General features: G+C 67.4%; 16 protein-coding genes. 6 read left to right on the top strand and 10 right to left on the bottom strand.

The window, feature by feature from the left end:
* On the bottom strand, nt 1-1,149 hold a 1,149-nt coding region (locus VN779_RS19820; RefSeq protein ID WP_325725527.1), incomplete at its 3' end, for an RICIN domain-containing protein.
* A gap of 387 nt (nt 1,150-1,536) precedes the next feature.
* Here VN779_RS19820 and VN779_RS19825 point away from each other — a divergent pair.
* Entirely contained in the window at nt 1,537-2,715 is a 1,179-nt protein-coding gene (locus VN779_RS19825; RefSeq protein WP_325725529.1) for a right-handed parallel beta-helix repeat-containing protein, read from the top strand.
* Between the two features lie 164 nt (nt 2,716-2,879).
* Here VN779_RS19825 and VN779_RS19830 read toward each other — a convergent pair whose 3' ends face one another.
* From VN779_RS19830 to VN779_RS19860, 7 genes are all read right to left on the bottom strand, one after another.
* Nucleotides 2,880-3,146 (bottom strand): UBP-type zinc finger domain-containing protein, encoded by a 267-nt coding sequence (locus tag VN779_RS19830; RefSeq protein WP_325725531.1) that lies wholly within the window; start codon nt 3,144-3,146, stop codon nt 2,880-2,882.
* Nucleotides 3,147-3,157: 11 nt separating this feature from the next.
* Complete coding sequence (locus tag VN779_RS19835) at nt 3,158-3,514, bottom strand: TfoX/Sxy family protein (protein ID WP_325725533.1); 357 nt, start codon at nt 3,512-3,514, stop codon at nt 3,158-3,160.
* A 114-nt stretch (nt 3,515-3,628) separates the two neighbouring features.
* Nucleotides 3,629-4,075 (bottom strand): hypothetical protein, encoded by a 447-nt coding sequence (locus VN779_RS19840; protein WP_325725535.1) that lies wholly within the window; start codon nt 4,073-4,075, stop codon nt 3,629-3,631.
* A gap of 298 nt (nt 4,076-4,373) precedes the next feature.
* Nucleotides 4,374-6,779: an alpha-L-fucosidase gene (locus VN779_RS19845; RefSeq protein ID WP_325725537.1), complete on the bottom strand. Its 2,406-nt coding sequence runs from the start codon at nt 6,777-6,779 to the stop codon at nt 4,374-4,376.
* 322 nt (nt 6,780-7,101) lie between these two features.
* Nucleotides 7,102-7,869 (bottom strand): 2-dehydro-3-deoxy-D-gluconate 5-dehydrogenase KduD, encoded by a 768-nt coding sequence (gene kduD / locus VN779_RS19850; protein WP_325725538.1) that lies wholly within the window; start codon nt 7,867-7,869, stop codon nt 7,102-7,104.
* Nucleotides 7,866-8,918 carry a zinc-dependent alcohol dehydrogenase gene (locus VN779_RS19855; RefSeq protein ID WP_325725540.1) on the bottom strand — a complete coding sequence of 351 codons (1,053 nt, stop codon included), beginning with the start codon at nt 8,916-8,918 and terminating at the stop codon, nt 7,866-7,868. Before VN779_RS19855 ends, kduD begins: the two co-directional genes overlap by 4 nt.
* Before the next feature lie 6 nt (nt 8,919-8,924).
* Nucleotides 8,925-10,307, bottom strand: coding sequence for an L-fuconate dehydratase (locus VN779_RS19860; protein ID WP_325725542.1), 1,383 nt, complete (start codon nt 10,305-10,307; stop codon nt 8,925-8,927).
* Between the two features lie 288 nt (nt 10,308-10,595).
* Here VN779_RS19860 and VN779_RS19865 point away from each other — a divergent pair, with 288 nt between their 5' ends.
* From VN779_RS19865 to VN779_RS19880, 4 genes are all read left to right on the top strand, one after another.
* Nucleotides 10,596-11,111 (top strand): gluconokinase, encoded by a 516-nt coding sequence (locus VN779_RS19865; protein ID WP_325725544.1) that lies wholly within the window; start codon nt 10,596-10,598, stop codon nt 11,109-11,111.
* Nucleotides 11,108-12,667 carry an SLC13 family permease gene (locus VN779_RS19870; RefSeq protein WP_325725546.1) on the top strand — a complete coding sequence of 520 codons (1,560 nt, stop codon included), beginning with the start codon at nt 11,108-11,110 and terminating at the stop codon, nt 12,665-12,667. The genes VN779_RS19865 and VN779_RS19870 overlap by 4 nt, the downstream gene beginning before the upstream one ends.
* A 107-nt stretch (nt 12,668-12,774) precedes the next feature.
* A complete protein-coding gene (locus tag VN779_RS19875; RefSeq protein WP_325725548.1) occupies nt 12,775-13,131 on the top strand; it encodes a PadR family transcriptional regulator in 357 nt (118 codons plus the stop codon).
* A 2-nt stretch (nt 13,132-13,133) separates the two neighbouring features.
* Complete coding sequence (locus VN779_RS19880; RefSeq protein ID WP_325725550.1) at nt 13,134-13,682, top strand: hypothetical protein; 549 nt, start codon at nt 13,134-13,136, stop codon at nt 13,680-13,682.
* Nucleotides 13,683-13,751: 69 nt separating this feature from the next.
* Here the strand turns inward: VN779_RS19880 and VN779_RS19885 are convergent, their stop codons facing one another.
* The gene (locus VN779_RS19885; protein ID WP_325725552.1) at nt 13,752-14,789 is read right to left on the bottom strand and encodes a LacI family DNA-binding transcriptional regulator; all 1,038 of its coding nucleotides are present in this window, start codon (nt 14,787-14,789) and stop codon (nt 13,752-13,754) included.
* A gap of 282 nt (nt 14,790-15,071) precedes the next feature.
* On the opposite strand from VN779_RS19885, the gene VN779_RS19890 reads away from it, so the two are divergent.
* Nucleotides 15,072-17,117, top strand: coding sequence for a cellulose binding domain-containing protein (locus VN779_RS19890; protein ID WP_325725554.1), 2,046 nt, complete (start codon nt 15,072-15,074; stop codon nt 17,115-17,117).
* 93 nt (nt 17,118-17,210) lie between these two features.
* Here the strand turns inward: VN779_RS19890 and VN779_RS19895 are convergent.
* Nucleotides 17,211-17,643, bottom strand: a 433-nt coding sequence (locus VN779_RS19895) for an MBL fold metallo-hydrolase (RefSeq protein ID WP_325725556.1), incomplete at its 5' end; no start/stop codon positions are given.

Below are 17,643 nucleotides of genomic sequence, written 5' to 3' on the forward strand. Positions count from 1 at the left end.
CGCGGTCGTGGCCAGCTGCCACCAGGTGGTCGAGGTGCCCCACATGGTCTGACCGCCGCGGCCGTCGATGGTGCCCTGAGAGCCGCTGCTGTTGCGGATGCCTTCGATGCCTGAGTTGGCTCCGGAGACCTTGATGAACGGGTTGCAACCACTATCGCTGCTGGAGATCGCGCCGCAGACATCTGAGGAGCTGGACTGGTACTGGCTGGCCACACGGGTCGCGTAGAGCGTGGTGCCGGCGTTGATCACCAGGTACACGCCGGTAGGCACGGTCAGCGGCGCGGACAGGAACGCGTTGTTGCTCCCGCTGTTGGTCAGCTCGACGGATTCGTTCGTGCCCTTACACGCGGTCAGGGCCGACTGGATACGCGACGTGTCCGGCGGGTTCGCCTCGTCCGTGCTGGAGAACTGCTCGTTGCTGGTGGCCAGGTTCGCCGTCAGGGTCTGGCAGACCGCCGGAAGCGAGGGCTGGCTGACCGAGCGGCTGTCACCCGTGGCCAGCTTGGTCTGGCCCTGGCTGGGCGATGGGGTGGGACTGGCGCTGCCGGTCGCTGTGGGGCTCGGGCTGCTGCTGGGCGTGCCAGTGGCGCTCGGAGTCGGCGTGCCGCCTGCGCCGGAGGTGGAGTTGAGCGTCCACGACTTGGTCACCGCGCTGTCGCAGCTGTTCTGCACGACGAGGGTGCCGGCGGAGGTGCCGCTGCCTGACGCGTTCATGCACTTGGTGCTGTTGACGTTCACCAGGTGGTAGCTGCTGCCCGAGGCGCTCAGGGTCCACTGCTGATTCGCGGTGCCATCGCAGGTGAGCTGCTCGACGGCCTTGCCCGCGCTGGTGGAGGCCCCTGCGATGCCCAGGCACAGGCCGCTGGCCTGGGCGGCGATCGAGAAGCCGCTGCCGGAGGCGGTCAGCGTCCAGACCTGATTCGCCGCGCCGGAACACGATTGCAGGTCGACTTGGGTGCCCGTCGCGGTGCTGGAACCGGGCAGATCCAGGCACAGGTGGGTGCTGCCGCCGTCGACGAGCGTGTAACTTCCGGCGCCTGGCGCCGCGCTCGCCGCAGTCGGCAGCACCACGACCACCAACGCGCCGACCAAGGCGACGGCGGCTGAGACCGCGATCGCGGATATCGCTCGAGTCCGGGCCCGAAGCAAAGCGGGCAAGCGTAAGCGGGGAAGTGAAGAGGGAGACGTCACGCAGATCCTCCACGGCCAAAAGATGCAAGGGGGCGTATATGGCCGCCACCCTCATAACGGCCGTGTCGCGGAGCACTCCGCGCCCAGGAACATACGTCAGCAATCCCGGGCTTGGCAAGCAATCCGGCCGCGGCGATTTCGCTCTTGCCAAGCGTGGGCGGCTGACGTACTTTCCTCCCCGCGAAGTTTTTCGCGACACGGCCGTTATGAGGGTGGCGGCTTCACATGCCCCCTTACATCTGCAGGCCGTGGAGGCTGCGCATGATCCCTCCTTTCCCTTCTCGAGTACGCGCCCGCGCCGCGCGCCGAGGTTTTCCGCTCAGAATCAGGCTCCGTACTCGCGTGGTGGCCGCGGTCGCCGCCTTCGCTGCGGCCGCACTCGTTGGTGCGTTCACGGTCGCAGTCCTGCCGACGAGCGCGAGCGCCGCGGCTGCGACTCTTTACGTGGCGCCTAACGGCACGGCCAGCGCGCCCGGAACGCTGTCGAATCCGACGACGATCACCGCGGCGCTCACCCGAATCAGCGCGGGCGGGACGATCTACATGCGCGGCGGCACGTACAACCTCGCACAGACGGTGACCATCGCCCCCGGCAACAACGGAACATCCAGCGCACGCAGCACCCTTTCCGCGTATCCCGGCGAGACGCCGGTGCTGGACTTCTCCGCCCAGAGTGAAAACGCCGCGAACCGCGGGCTGCAAGTGAACGGCTCGTACTGGCACGTCTACGGCCTCGTCGTGCAGCACGCCGGAGACAACGGAATCGCCGTGGGCGGCAGCAACAACATCATCGAGCGCACTGTGACCCGCGCCAACCGTGACACCGGACTGCAGATCTCGCGGATCGCCTCCACTACCCCGCAGAGCCAGTGGCCGTCGAATAATCTCGTGATCAGCTGCGAGTCCTACGACAACGTCGACTCCGCTGGCGAGAACGCCGACGGATTCGCCGCGAAGCTGACCGTGGGCCCTGGAAACGTGTTCCGCTACGACGTCTCGCACAACAACATCGACGACGGCTGGGACCTGTTCACCAAGACCGGAACCGGCCCGATCAGCCCGGTGACCATCGAGTACTCACTCTCCTACGATCAGGGCACGCTCACCAATGGAACTCAGGCAGCCAACGGCGACCGCAACGGCTTCAAGCTGGGCGGCGACAAGATCGCGGTCAACCATGTCGTCCAGCACGATCTCGCGTACAAGAACGGGCACGACGGGTTCACCTACAACAACAACCCCGGCAATATGACGGTCTCGAGCAACGTCAGCATCGACAACGGCGAGCGCAATTTCCACTGGGAGACCGGCAACTCGGTGTTCCGCAACAACACCTCCTGCCGGTTCACCACCGCCAGCGGCGGCTCGAACGACAAAGTCATCGGCAACGTGGACAGTTCGGACCAGTTCTGGGCCGGCACCAACGGCTCCCGCTGCTCCGGCTACAGCGGCGCACTCGGCTGGTCCTTCGGCTCGGACGGCCACCTGATCGTCACCCTCGGCGGCAAAGCCGTAACCCTCTGATCGGCGGCCGCACTACCCGCACACCGCTGCGATGCGAATACGAAGCGGGCGTCGGCTGACGTAGTGCCCGACGCCCGCCCGGGTTCTCGATCCAGCTCGCCGGAGGACTTTGTATGCGCTCGTGGCGACCCCGCCGCGTCCGGGTCACGCCTCGCGGGGAGCAGTCACACCATCCGCCCGTCGACGTAGCACCAGCGCCAGTCTTCTCCGGGTTGGAAGGACTGCATCACCGGGTGGTGAGTCTCGTTGAAGTGCCCGGTGGCGTGCTTGCTGGGCGAACTGTCGCAACACCCGACGTGTCCGCAGGTCAGGCAGAGCCGCAGATGCACCCACCGTCCGCCGCTCGCCAGGCATTCCTCGCAGCCGTCCGGCGTTCGCGCCGTCGCCGTGTCACCGGCCGGAACGTGTTCGCAGGTAGCTGTATCCGTCATGGATTCTCCGATCAGCGTCGTTTCCCGCCTGAGGTGGTTTTGGGCGGAAGCGTGCGGGCGAAGGTGGCCGCATCATGGACCCAGCGATCCAAGGCCTCGCCGACTAGCCCGTCCGGCTGTACGAACACCGCGCCCTTGGCCGGTCGACCGGTGAAGTCCATCGGCCGGACGTGCTCGCGCCGCAGCGCCGCCGCGGTTGCCTCCGCGCCCAGTTTCACCATCAGCTCGTCGCCGACGATCCCCACGAACATGTGCCCATCCAGCAGGAACGTCAGGCCACCGAACATTCGGCGCTCACTGATGCGCCCGGCGTCCTCGGCCCCCAGCGCCTCGCGGACCCGCTCCGCCAACTCCTCGTCGAACGCCACCGGCTTCTCCACGTGGGTGCGTTGAGTAAACGAGCACTACCCGACCGCCGATCGGGCCACCTGTCAAGGCGCGAGGCTGCATGTCGCCCTCGAAGAGCTCACGGCCGCGGCCTCTTAGGCGGTTGCAGGATCCTGCTCTTGATCCAGCGCGCGTGGTGCGGGCTCTGCGGCTGCCGCGCCGCTGCGCAGGTAGGCCGTCAGCGAAATGACGGCCAGCGCGGTGTTCACTCCGGAGATTGCCGTAGTGAACGCCGCGGCCTTGACGGGCAGTTCACGTCGGTATCCGGCATAGGCTGCGGCGGCGGTGTCGCTGGCGTGGATCAGGACGGCCTGAGACAGGACGCGGCGCGCGGATGCGTCGCTGGTGCGCAGAGTGAGCAAGTCCACTCCGAGCACCAGCGTCCTGATGCCGAACATTCGGGCCGGATAGACGAACCTCTTATCGTCGCCGAGATCGCCACCGAGCCGCTCGGCCATCTGGTTGGCCGCAAAAAGCCCCACCGCACCGTTGAAGATCCGGATGCCGGCTAGAGCCGTGCGCGCCGCATTCCCACTGTTCATCTACTCACCGTTGTCAATCGGTTGCCCGGCATGCCGTCGATGCCGAATCCGCTCACCATCCTCGCGGATCCACGCCGCTGCCGCCTGCGCGCTTCGACTTCGAACAGGCCTAGGCCGTGTGTAAGCAGTTTCGCCGGGGCCGCGACGTCTGCCACGCACGCTCGCTGCGTTGGCGAAGCCCCGGTGCCGCCAGGCACCTGTCGGACACTGCCAGATGCCCCATGAGGACGCTCCGCCGCCTTGCGATCGCACGCGCCAGACGCCGCGGCCTTGTCCGACGCTACTTCTTGCACACGGCCTAGCTCCAGCTGACCTTGAAGACCCAGGCGTACTGCCCGGTCGCCTGCGCCGCCTTTGGAACGTCGATCACCAGTGTTCCGTTGCTCTGGCTCCATGACAGCGCGCCGCCGCGGTAACCGAGCAGGGTGATGCGATCCTGCGGCCGGATCGGGACCGGCGCCGGCACGGTGACCTGGTTGCCCGGTGCGGCGAGCGAGATGATGTAAAATGCCTGATTCTGCTTGACCGTGAAGCGCAGGTCGTCATGTTGCGCCATACGCGACCAGTAGGTCGTGCCGTAGATCGCCTCGCCGTTGACCTTCAGCCAGGCGCCGGTCTCCCGCAGCCGCTGCTGCATCACGTCGGGGATCGTGCCGTCGGCGCGCGGTCCTATGTCCAGCAGGAAGTTGCCGTTCTTGCTGACGATGTCCACCAGCGTCTGCACGACCCGCTCGGCCGTCATGTATTGGCTGTCCGGAGTGGCGCTGTTGTAGCCGAAGGAGAACGGGTCAAGGCCGCGGTTGGCTTCCCACTTGGCCACGACCGTGTTGGCGTAGGTGGTGTACTCGGGCGTCGTGTAGTCGTGCGCTGGGATGCCGCCGCGGTCGTCGACCGTCACGTCCTTGGGCCTCGCGCGGTTCTTGGCGTTGTTGAAGTACGTGGTCAGCGCGTCACGCGTGTCGTTCACGCCGCCGATGTCGTACCAGATGACGTCCGGGTCGTAGTTGTTGATCAGCTCGAGCACCTGCGGGGTCTGGTAGTCCTTCACATAGTCGCGGCCCGCCTGGTAGCCGGTGTAGGGCACCGCGGCGAGCGTGTACGGGTTGCGCGGCGCGTGACCCATCCACGGATTGTCCGGGTTGAACCACTCGGGCAGGGAGTAATACAGGCCATTGCGTAAGTGCGGGGTGTACTGCCGGGAGGCGGCAAGCAGCGCGCCGACCAGGTCGCGGCGCGGACCGAGTTGCACGGCGTTGCGGCCGGTGACTTTGGAGTCCCACAGGGCGAATCCCTCGTGGTGCTTCGAGGTGAGCACGTAGTACTGGGCGCCGGCCGCGGAGATCAACTCCACCCAGGCCCGCGGATCGAAGTTCGCCGCGGTGAACCGCGGAATGAAGTCGTCGTAGTTGAAGCTCTCGCCGTAGGTCTGCGCGTGGTAGGCGTACGTCGGGTCGGTCGGGTTCTGCATGTTGTTCCAGTACCACTCGGCATATTCCTTGCCGACTGGTCCCCATGCCGGCACCGAGTACACGCCCCAGTGGATGAAGATGCCGAACTTCGCGTCGTCGAACCAGTACGGGGCCTGATGCGAGTCGAGCGATGCGTCAGTGGGCTGATAATCGGGCACGCCGAGCGTGAGCAGCGATGCGGCGACGGCGAGGGTGGAGCCGCGGGTCGTGGCCGACACCGCCCCGGTCGTAGTGCTGCCGATGGCGGTGCCGGCCGTGTTGGCTATGCCGATTCGCAGCAGCGCCTGCTCTCCTGGCGCCAGGACCCTGACTTGCGCCGGAGCGACCGTGCGCGCTCCGGGGACCTCGACGCCGACGGTGACGGCGTCGGCGGCGGTCAGCCACGTCGTGCCCGTGTTGACCAGCGTGGCTTGGACAGCTTGCGGCCCGGCGTCGTGCAGCATGGCCGTCGTGGACTTCGCGTCACGCAACAGGGCCGAAGTGCCCTGGGCCAGCGGTTGGAGGCTGAGGGCGAACACGTGCAGGCTGGTCACATTCGGGGCGGGTTGGGCGCTGGTCGGCAGCGTGACCGAGACCACGTCCCGATCCGGATAGGCCCAGACCTGCGCGGCGCTCAGCGCGACAGGGTGCTGCTCCGTGCCGCCGCCGGGCACGTAGCGGAACGGAAAGGAGAGATCTCCTGTGGAGGCGTACCAGTCGGGTGCGGTGAGCGTCGCGGTGGAGGTGCTGCCGTCGGCGTATGTGACGGTCGCGGTGCCGCTCGCGGTGCCGTAGCTGCCCGCAACGAGAAATAGCAGGCTGAGATAGCGCCCCGCGGGAAGGGGGATGGTCTGGCCGAGGGCGACGATGTCGTTCTTGGCACCCGCTGCGACGGATCCCAATTGGTAGGGAACCCCGCCCACAGTCACCAAGCCGTTCGCGGGCAGCGAGTCGCCGGGGAAGCTGTAGCCGGAGCCGTCAAAGTTGCCGTCATGGGCCGTCGCGGTGTCGATCGCGTCATGGTTGTAGAAGGCGGTGAGGGAAACCGGCGCGGGTTGAGGCGTGGGGACCGGGGCCTTGGCGCGCGAGTCGGAAGCGACCTCGGCGGAAACCGGGGATCCGGCCGCGTTAGCTGAGACGCCGTCAGAAGACGTGGTCGTGTCGGCGGCGTGGGCTACCGACGGCAGTCCTACGGTGGCTGCGCCCGCGGCAAGGCCGAGCATGTGCCGGCGTGGGATATCAGGAAGGGAGGGCATGGATTACTCCTCATAGCCCTGACAGTCAGGGCCGTGCAGATCGGATGTATCTGCGAAAGTCCGAGTGGGAGTCGGTCAATACAGGTGGATAATGAAAACGAGAGGCTTGATTCATCCGATGTGTCATCTTGGACTCAGACTCCAGGCCTGTCAACGGTTCCTAGCTAGACATGGATGAGTCGCCGGAACGGGCGAGCCCCACGTCGCGTGACGCGGGGCTCAGGGTTCTGGGCTCAGGGTTCTGGGCTCAGCGTTCTGGGCTCAGAGTTCTGGGTTGAGAGCGACGGACGGCGCTGCGCGAGTTGCGCCCGAGGCTTGCTGCTTATCGGGCGAGCCAGCCTCCGTCGATGGGGAGGATGGTGCCGTGGACGTAGGCGGCGGCGTCGGAGGCGAGGAAGATGGTGGCGCCGGTGAGGTCGTGGGGGGTGCCCCAGCGTGCGGCGGGGATGCGGCCGAGGATGGCTGCGTTGCGTTGGGGGTCGTCTCGGAGTGCTTGGGTGTTGTCGGTGGTGATGTAGCCGGGGGCGATGGCGTTGACGTTGACGCCGTGGGGGGCCCATTCGTTGGCGAGGGCTTTGGTGAGTCCGGCGATGGCGTGCTTGGTGGCGGTGTATCCAGGCACGGTGATGCCGCCTTGGTAGGACAGGAGGGAGGCGGTGAAGATGATTTTCCCGTAGCCGCGCGCGATCATGCGCGCACCTAGGGCGCGGGTGAGGGTGAATTGTGCGGTGAGGTTGACTTGCAGGACGTGGTTCCAGTCGGTGTCGCTGTGGTCGGCGGCAGGGGTGCGGCGGATGGTGCCGGCGTTGTTGATCAGGATGTCGATGGGTCGGGTGCGTCCAGCTAGGTCCTGGCTCAACGCGGTGACGGCGGTGGGGTCGGCGAAGTCGGTTTGGATGGCTTCAAAGGTGTGTCCGGTGGCGGTGACCTCTTTCTCGACCTCGCTGCCGGAGGACTCCAGGTTCGCGCTGACGCCGATGATGTCGGCTCCGGCTTGGGCGAGGGCGTGGGCGATGGCGCGGCCGATGCCGCGGCTCGCTCCGGTGACCACGGCCAGGCGTCCGGTCAGGTCGAAGGGGCTGGTGCTCACGCGGCGCCTGCCTTTGCTGGCTCGCTGGTGCAGTCGATGAGGATTTTCATGACGTCGCCGCCGGCTTCCAGGGCCTGGAAGGCGGCGGGTGTCTCGCTGAGCGGGACAATCTTGCTGATCAGTTTTTCGGCAGGGATGACGTGGTTGGCGATCAGCTGTGTGGCGGTTTCGAAGTCGCTGCGCTGGTAGAGGCGGGCGCCGATGAGGGTGAGTTCGCGCCAGAAGAAGCGGTGCAGGTTCACTTCCCGGGGTGTGGGGTGGATGGCGACCAGGCAGAGGCGTCCACGTACGGCAAGGGCGTCAATGGCGGTCGCGATGCCGGCTTGGGCGCCGGAGACTTCGAAGGAGGCGTGTGCGCCGGCGCCGCCGGTCCATGCGTGCACGAGCGAGGGCAGGTCGTCAGCGGCGGGGTCCCACACGCTCAGGCCGAGTGCTTCGGCCAGGCGGCGGCGGTGGGCGTTGGGTTCCACCACGCGTACCTGGGCGCCGGTGGCGGTGGCGACCAGGGCGATCAGGACGCCGACGGGTCCGGCGCCGACCACGAGTACCTGTTCGTCTTCCTGGATGGCGGCGCGGGTGACGTCGTGCACGGCGACGGCGGTGGGTTCGACCAGTGCGGCGTGCTGCAGCGGGAGCGAATCGGGGAGGGGGATGAGGGTGTCGGCGGGGACGGTCCAGCGTTGTTGCATGGCGCCGGGGGAGTCGATGCCGATGAAGTTCAGGTTCTGGCAGATGTGCTGGTGGCCGCGTTGGCAGGCGGGGCAGGTGCCGTCGTAGCGCAGGGGCATCACGGTGACCGCCTGGCCCGGGGTGAACCCGTCCACTCCCGCTCCGACGCGTATCACGCGTCCGGACATCTCGTGTCCGAGCACGGCTGGGGCATGGACGCGTGTGTCCATGTCGCCGTGGTAGATGTGCAGGTCGGTGCCGCAGATCCCGACGTATGCCGGGGCCAGTTCGACTTCACCGGGTCCGGGTGGGGTGCTGTGTGCGGGGCCGGTGGTCAACGTGCGCGCGGCGGTGTAGCGCACCGCAAGCAAACTCGTCATCGTTCCTCAGAATCCTTCCACAACAACGACACGACGCCGTTCGATCGAAACAGCGGCGGGCGGTGACGTGCGGCTGGCCCAGATAGGGCCATCGGGGTAGGTGAAGTCGTCGAGGGACTTCGCGTGCATCTGGGCGCTGAGTCCGGGCATGGTCGGGGCGAGGTAGTGCCCGTTGCGGATGCGCACCGGGTCGACGAAATGCTCGTGCAGGTGATCGACGTATTCGATGACCCGATCCTCAAGCGTCCCGCAGACCGCGACGTAGTCGAACATTGCTAGGTGCTGCACCATCTCACACAAGCCGACGCCCCCGGCGTGCGGGCACACCGGAACGCCGAACTTCGCGGCCAGCAGCAGGATCGCAATGTTCTCGTTCACCCCGCCGACCCGCGCCGAATCGATCTGCGCGATGTCGATTGCGCCCGCCTGCAAGAGCTGCTTGAACACGACCCGATTGGCCACGTGCTCCCCGGTGGCGACCTTGATCGGGCTGACTCCCTTGCGCACTGCCGCGTGCCCGAGAATGTCGTCCGGTGAGGTGGGTTCCTCGATCCAATACGGGTCGTACGGCGCGAGCTGCCGCATCCAGTCGATCGCGACTTGGATGTCCCACCGCTGGTTCGCGTCCACGGCGATGCGGATGTGCGGGCCGACCGCCTCGCGCGCGGCTCGCATACGCCGCACATCGTCCTCGATCGACGCGCCGACCTTCAGCTTGATCTGGGTGAAGCCTTCCGCGACAGCCTCACGGGCCAGCCGCGTCAGCTTTTCGTCGGAGTAGCCGAGCCAGCCTGGGGTCGTGGTGTACGCGGGGTATCCGCGCTCCAGCAGCCGCGCGATTCGCTCCGGCCGGCCTGGTTCGGCTTTGCGCAGGATCTCCAGCGCCTCCTGCGGGGTGAGCGCGTCGCTCAGCCACCGGAAGTCCACCTGCCCGACCAGCTCCTCCGGCGCCATCTCGCCGAGCAGTCGCCACACCGGTTTGCCCACGCGTTTGGCCGCCAAATCCCAAGCGGCATTGATGACCGCGCCGATGGCCATGTGCATCACACCCTTTTCCGGGCCGAGCCACCGCAATTGCGGGTCGTGTACCAGGCTGCGCGCGAAGCCGCCGAGATCTGCGCAGACCTCCTGCACCGAGCGGCCAACGACATACGGCGCGAGTGCGTCGATGGCGTTGGCCTGGACGTCGTTGCCGCGACCCGTGGTGAAGGCGAGCGCATGCCCTTGGTGTCCGTCGGCATCGTCGGTGCGCAGGACGACATACGCGGCGGAGTAGTCCGGCTCCGGGTTCATCGCGTCCGACCCGTCCAGGCTTTCCGAGGTCGGAAAGCGCACGTCGAGGACGTCCAGCGCCGTGATGTAAGCGGGCGCGGATTCGGCAGGCGGCATGTGGGCGGCTCCACGTGTGGCTTTCCCGGATGAGGCTCCGGGACAGACTCCGGGGTGAGATATCCCATGTATAGCTAGTGATGGGATGTCTTGTCTAGGCGGGAGCGGGATCCTTGCAGCGCTTCTCTGAGCGCCGTGCAAGAAATCCGCTGAATACATCCCATGTATGGCGGCTCGTACTCAGAAGTCCGCGGCTTAACAAGCAAACTCCGTCCTCCACTCCTGTGTCGCCGCTACGTGATGGGGAACACGATGCGGATCCAGGTCACCGCAGACCGGAGGGACGCAGTGAAGCACGGGCAGCCGACTGTTCTACTGATCACCGGCGTGTCCGGCAGCGGCAAGTCGACCATCGGCTCCCTGCTGGCCGGACGGCTCGGCTGGGTGTATGCGGAGGCGGACGCCTTCCACCCGGAGCGCAACATCGCCAAGATGGCGGCCGGTCACCCGCTTGACGACGCCGACCGCGCTCCCTGGCTCGAAGCGATCGGCGCGTGGATCGACGAGACGACCCGCGCCGGCCGGCCCGCTGTCGTCAGCTGCTCCGCGCTCAAACGCGCCTACCGCGACAAGCTGCGCAAAGGGCGCCCGAACGTGCGTCTGATCTACCTCGACGCCGACTACCGGATCGTCGGCGGGCGCCTGGCCGCACGCGAAGGCCACTTCTTCCCCGCGTTACTGCTCGCCACCCAGTTCGACGACCTCGAACGTCCCGAGCCCGATGAGCACGCGCTGGTGGTCAGCGTGGACGCGACGCCTGATCAGATCGTTGACCGCATCCTGTCCGAAGGGCTGACCGCATGAACCCTCTGATTTCCGCGGCTCCGGCGGCCGCGAGCAGTGCGTGGACGAGCGCCGACACGAATCTGGTGCTGTGCGCGGTGGGCGGGATCGGCCTGGTCGTACTGCTGACCGCGGTGGCCAAGCTGCACCCCTTCCTCGCCCTGATCGCCGGCACGCTGCTGGTGGCGTTCAGCGCCGGGGTGCCGATCGCGAAGATCCTGCCGACCTTCGAGACCGGCGTCGGCGGCGTGCTCGGCGGGGTTGGCGTCATCGTGGCGCTCGGCGCGATGCTCGGGCGGTTGCTGGTGGATTCGGGCGGTGCGCAGCGGCTTGTCAACACGCTGGTCGGCCGCAGCCGGCCGCGCTGGGTGCCGTGGAGCATGGTGCTCGCCGCGATGATCATCGGCATCCCGATGTTCTTCGAGGTCGGCCTGGTACTGCTGGTCCCGATCGTGTACCTGGTGTGGCGGCGCACCGGCGGATCGATCCTGCGCGTCGGCATCCCGGCGCTCGCCGGACTCTCGATCCTGCACGGCCTCATCCCTCCGCACCCCGGGCCGCTGATCGCGATCGCCGCGCTGCACGCCGACCTGGGCACCACGTTGCTGCTCGGTGTCATCGTGGCGATCCCGACCGCGATCCTCGGCGGACCGGTATTCGGCGGCTTCATCTCGCGGCGGATCATTCCGGACCCGCCGGCCCGCCTCGCCGAGCAGTACGCGGCCAGCGCGCCGCAGCGGCCGGCGCGGCCCGCGGCTCTTAACAACCCGGGCCCCGGCTCGACCGGCCAGACGGCCGCGGCCGCGGGCGCGACAGCCACGATCAGCGAGCCCGCCGCCGCACCGCCGGCCGAGGCGAGCGCCACCGACATGAACGCTAAGGCGAATCGCGCCACTGACACCGCCTTCGATACCGCCGGCGGCCCGTCGATCGTGACGACGCTCGCGATCATCCTGCTGCCGGTCGTGATCATGCTCGCGCGCACCGTCGTGGACCTGACGGCGGCCGCGAAGAGCGAGGCGATCAAGATCGCGGACTTCGTCGGAGACCCGATCATCGCCATGGCCATCGCCGTGGCGGTCGCCCTGCTCGTGTTCCGGATGGGCCGCGCTCGCGCGAACACCTCGCTGAGCGAGTCGCTGGCGCCGATCGCCGGCATCCTGCTGATCATCGGCGCGGGCGGCGGGTTCAAGCAGATGCTCGTGGAAACCGGGATCGCCAACTCGATCGGCAAGGCCGCCAACGGCTCGCACGTCTCGCTGCTGCTGCTCGCCTGGCTGGTTGCGGTCGCCATCCGGCTGGCGACCGGCTCCGCCACCGTGGCGACGGTGACCGCGGCGGGCATCATCGCACCGATCGCGGCGAGCTCCCCGCATGTCAGCGCGCCGCTGCTCGCCCTGGCGATCGGCTCCGGCTCGCTGTTCTTCTCGCATGTCAACGACGCGGGTTTCTGGCTGGTCAAGGAATTCTTTGGCATGGACGTCAAGCAGACGCTCGCGTCCTGGTCGGTGATGGAGACGATCCTGTCGAGCGTGTCCATCGTCGTGATCCTGGCGCTCGGCACCTTCGTGCATTGACACAAGCACGGCGCAGACGCAGCGCTGATCGCGGTTCCCTGACTCCTGAGGCTCGACCGCAGGTCCCAGTACTTGACTTAGCCTAGTACTGGAGACAGTATAGAAGCGTGTCATCGAGCCATGATCCGCAACTGCTCAAGGGCAGCTTGTCGTTGTTGCTGCTGCATCTGCTTGCCGAGAAGGAGTCCTACGGCTACGAAGCAGCGCAGCGACTGCAGGCTGCCGGGTTCGCCGACGTACTGGAAGGCACCGTCTATCCGGCGCTGACCCGGCTGGAGCGCGAGGGACGCCTGGCCACGCGCCTGGTCGCCTCTTCCAGCGGCCCGGCCCGCAAGTACTACCGACTCACCCCGGACGGTTACCGCGCCCTGAGCAGTGGGACGGCGCTGTGGGCCCGCCACGTGGCCGCCGTTGACGCGGTGCTCAGTCGTCCCCTACCCGACGTCCCCGAGAAGGGAATCTGACCGTGCCGCAAAATGTCAGCTTTATAGACCGCCTCCGCATCGAACGACTGGTGTGGGCGCTGGACCAGCAGCTCTACGACTTGCCGCGCCGCTCGCGCATAGCGCACCGGCGCGAGGTGCGCGCCAACCTGCGCGCTGCCGCGGCCGAGGTCGGGACGTCGCAGGCGCTGCGCCGAGTCGGTGGCTCGCGCGCACTGGCCAAGCAGTTCCTCACCGCCGAATTCGGGGACGGCCCGCGGCATTCGTGGACAGCGGCGACGGCTTTCGCCGTCTTGGTGCCGCTGGCGCTGACGTTCTTCCTCGGCGAGGCGGCCAACGCGTATCAGAATGCGATTACCACGGCCGACCCGCAAGTCACGGGTACCTTCACGTGGTCCGGCGTCAGCTACGTGCAGAGCGCGGTGAGGTTCGACGCGCGACAGGGCGCTGTCACGCAGATCGGTGGTGCGTTCACGCCGCTGGTGTACATACTGTTGCCGATCGGGACCATCGTCTGCGGCCGGTTGTGGCGGGCGCTGCCGTGGCTGCGCACGCGACGCACAGCCGAGTGATGCGGTCCGCCGGCGGCGGTGCGGCTGTTGTCTGACTCCTGCGACCGCACCGCGCAACTGCGGTCCGATCTACGCGGATGGCGGCGCGGTGCTCGCACGCAAGACGAGGCGGGTGGCGTATTCGATGCGCTCTTGAGGCAGGTTCTCGCCGCGGGAAAGGGCGATGGCCATGGTGACCGCCGCTTCCGCCATCTCGGCGAGTGGCTGGCGGATCGTGGTGAGCGGCGGACTGGTCCATTGGGCCAGGGGCAGATCGTCGAAGCCGACGATGCTCACGTCCTGCGGGATGCGCACTCCGGCTTCGGCAGCGGCCTGATATACGCCGAGGGCTTGCAGATCATTGCCGGTGACGATCGCCGTGGGCGGTTCGGGTAGGCGCAACAGGACACGGGCGTGCGCCAGGCCGTCGTCGACATTGAAATTACCCTCGCGCACCAGATCGGGATCGAGCGCGATGCCTTCGGCGTCGAGGGCGGCGCGGTATCCGTCGAGCCGGGCGCGGCTGGAGAGCACGCTCAACGGACCGGTGATCGCGGCGATCCGCCGGTGGCCGCGCTCGAGCAGGTGGCGGGTGGCGGTCAGTGCGCCGGTCCAGTTGCCGGCGCCGACCGAGGGGACGCAATGGTCGGGCTTTCCGGTCGGGTCGAGCACGACCACGGGTATACCGCGCGAGTGCAATTGTGCGTGCTGAGAAGCCGTCAAGCCGCAGAACACTGTGACCAAGGCGCTGGGACGTCGGGCGAGCACGTCTTCGACCCATCCTCGGCCCGGTGACTGGCGCCCGCCGAGCTGGGAGAGCGCGACCGCCATGCCGTGTCCGGCGGCTACTCGTTCGGCGCCGCGGATTGCTTCCATCGCGTAGGCGCCCTCCAGTTCGTGGAAGACGAGTTCGACGTGAGTCGATGGGGCGGGTAGCCGTTTGCGGCGTTGAAAGCCGTGGCTGCGGATGACGGCCTCGACCCTGGCGCGGGTCTCCGGGGCGACCTGCGCACGGCCGTTGACCACCTTGGACACGGTCGGGATCGAGACGCCGGCGAGTTCGGCGATCTTCGCGATGGTGGCCGGTGCCGCGCTCGGAGCGTGGTCGCTTTCCTCGGACGCAGTCATGGCCAGAGTGTAGCTAGTGGGCAGAACGTTTCTGTAGAAACGATGAAAGCGAAACCCATCTGCGGTCTTACACGGTGACATCACAGGTCAGCATCCTGGTACCGCTGAGGGCCTTGACGCGTGCGCAGTGCACATCTATCGTCCCGAGCGCTCGATCTGTTCTGTCGATCCGCAGAAACATTCTTAGTGCTCGGACGGCGCGCTTGCGGCCCACCCACCGCGCCCACTCGTCAGCACTCGGCGTTGAGTCCTGAAGGGAACCGGATCTTGTTCGCGAAACCCATGCGCCCTCTCCGCGTGCTCACCGCGGTGTCCCTCGTCTCGCTCGGTGTGAGTGCACTGACTCTCGCGCTCTCGCCTACCTCGGCCTTCGCCGCGGACAGCGCCACGATCAACGGTGCGACGACGTATCAGACCATTGACGGATTCGGCAGCTCGGAGGCCTTTGGGCAGGCGGCCTCGGTGATGAAGACCTCCGCGTCCGAGCAGCAGCAGATCTTCGACCTGCTCTACAGCCGCACCAGCGGCGCGGGGTTGGACATCCTGCGCAACGAGATCAGCGCGGACTCGGGCACCACCATCGAGCCGAACGCGCCGAGCAGCCCCACCGCGACGCCTACGTACCTGCCGCTGTCGTCCATCAATCAGGACCAGGGTCAGCTGTGGTTCGCGCAGCAGATCAAGGCGAACTACGGCGTGAGCAACGTGTTCGCGGACGCGTGGACCGCGCCGGCGTTCATGAAAACCAACAATTCGACGGTCAACGGCGGCGCCCTGTGCGGCGTACCCGGCGCGACCTGCGCAAGCGGCGACTGGCGGCAAGCCTACGCCAACTACCTGGTGCAGTACGCCAAGGACTACGCCGCGGCCGGAGTGCCGTTGACCTATCTCGGTCCGGAGAACGAGGCGAACCTGTCGGTCAGCTACGACAGCATGCAGCTCACCCCGTCGCAGACCGCGAATGTCCTGGACGTGCTCGGCCCGACCGTGGCCGGCTCCGGACTGGCGACGAAGGTCGAGTGCTGCGCCACCGAAGGCTGGGATTACGCGCAGCAGTACGCGGCAGCGATCGAGGCGGACGCGACGGCGAGTTCGTACACGCCGCTGTTCACCAGCCACGGCTACACCCAATCACCCACCACGCCGCTATCCGGCTGGAACGGCAAGGCGTGGGAGAGCGAGTGGTTCCACTACGACAACAACGGCTGGGACACCGCCTGGGACGACGGCTCCGGCGATGACGGACTGACCTGGGCGCAGCACATCTACGACGGGCTGACCGGCGCGAACCTGAACGCGTTCCTGTTCTGGTACGGCACCAACACCCCCGACATCGGCGGCAACGGCAGCTTCCTGATGCTGGACACCGACGGCACCGTGTCGGTCTCCTCGCGGCTGTGGGCGTTCGCGAACTACAGCCGGTTCATCCGGCCCGGCGCGACGCGTATCGGTGCCGGCACGTCCAACAGCGCGGTGAAACTGTCCGCGTATAAGAACTCTGACGGGTCGGTCGCGATCGTAGCGCTCAACACCGGCACCAGCGCCGATCCGATCACCTACGCCCTTTCCGGCACCGGTACGGCCAACGGCGCGACGGTCACCCCATACCTGACCAACGCCACCAACAACACCGCCGCGCAAGCCACCACCACCGTGGCCGGCGGCAGCTTCAGCGCGAGCATCCCGGCGCGCTCCCTGGTGACCTACGTCATCCCGGCCGGCGCCAGCACCGGCAACACGGTGAGCGTCACCAACCCGGGCAACCAGACCGGCACCGCAGGCACGGCCGCCAGCCTGCAGATCAAGGCCACGGACTCCGCGGCTGGCCAGACGCTCACCTACCACGCCACCGGCTTGCCGACCGGACTGACCCTCACCGCGAACACGGGCTCGATCACCGGCACCCCGAGCGCGGCAGGTACCTATACCGTGACGGTCACCGCCACCGACACCACCGGCGCGGTTGGCTCCGCCACCTTCACCTGGACGATCAATCCCGTGGGCGGCGCGGGGACCTGCAAGGTCAGCTACTCCGCCAGCCAATGGACCGGCGGCTTCGTCGCCAACCTGACCGTCACCAACACCGGCGCCAGCCCCATCAACGGCTGGAACCTCACCTTCACCTTCCCCGGCGACCAGAAAATCACCAACGCCTGGAACGGCACCGCGAGCCAAACCGGCGCGAACGTCACGGTGACCAACGCCAGCTGGAACGGCACGATCGCCCCGGGCGCCAGCGTCACTCCCGGCTTCCAGGGCACCTGGTCCAGCAGCGACGCGAAACCGACCGCGTTCAGCGTCAACGGCTCGGCCTGCACAGCCGGCTGACGAGCGTCGAAAAGCCGCGCAGGAGAAGAGCCCTGCCACAGGCGGCGAGGTGCTGCCGTGCCCGCAGATCAGATGCGGGCACGGCTCGCCGCCCTACGCCGAGGCAGGGGCGAACGGCGCGCCGTGGCCGGGGATGATCAGTGCGGGTCGCAGAGCCAGGACCTTGTCCCGGTTGACGCGCAGCAGTTCCAGATCCTGCGCGAGCGGATCGTCCTGCGGGCCATCGGCGTGCCACCACAGGTGCGTGAGCACGACCAGGCCGTCTTCGGTCTCGGCAAGGGTGGAGATGTCCTGCGCGGTGTGTCCGGGCGTGGACATCAGCCGCACGGCGGGGCTCACGTGGAAACCGTCCGCGTCGCGGTCATCCCACCGGTCGTCTTGGTAGATGGCCCAGAAGTCGTGGAACCGGGCATCGGGGAACAGGGCCGCATTCAGCGTGTGATCAGGATGATGATGGCTCAAAACCACATCGGTGACCTGTCCGACCTGCACGCCGAGCTTCGTCAGCGGGTCGAGGATCGCGTTG

The organism is Actinocrinis sp., assembly GCF_035605935.1.
In the GTDB taxonomy this organism is placed as follows: Bacteria; Actinomycetota; Actinomycetes; order Streptomycetales; family Catenulisporaceae; genus Actinocrinis.

Coding starts and splice junctions, on each gene's coding strand:
- VN779_RS19830 (WP_325725531.1), bottom strand. CDS start 3,146: ATGACGGATACAGCTACCTGCGAACACGTTCCGGCCGGTGACACGGCG.
- VN779_RS19840 (WP_325725535.1), bottom strand. CDS start 4,075: ATGAACAGTGGGAATGCGGCGCGCACGGCTCTAGCCGGCATCCGGATC.
- VN779_RS19845 (WP_325725537.1), bottom strand. CDS start 6,779: ATGCCCTCCCTTCCTGATATCCCACGCCGGCACATGCTCGGCCTTGCC.
- VN779_RS19855 (WP_325725540.1), bottom strand. CDS start 8,918: ATGACGAGTTTGCTTGCGGTGCGCTACACCGCCGCGCGCACGTTGACC.
- VN779_RS19860 (WP_325725542.1), bottom strand. CDS start 10,307: ATGCCGCCTGCCGAATCCGCGCCCGCTTACATCACGGCGCTGGACGTC.
- VN779_RS19870 (WP_325725546.1), top strand. CDS start 11,108: ATGAACCCTCTGATTTCCGCGGCTCCGGCGGCCGCGAGCAGTGCGTGG.
- VN779_RS19885 (WP_325725552.1), bottom strand. CDS start 14,789: ATGACTGCGTCCGAGGAAAGCGACCACGCTCCGAGCGCGGCACCGGCC.
- VN779_RS19890 (WP_325725554.1), top strand. CDS start 15,072: ATGCGCCCTCTCCGCGTGCTCACCGCGGTGTCCCTCGTCTCGCTCGGT.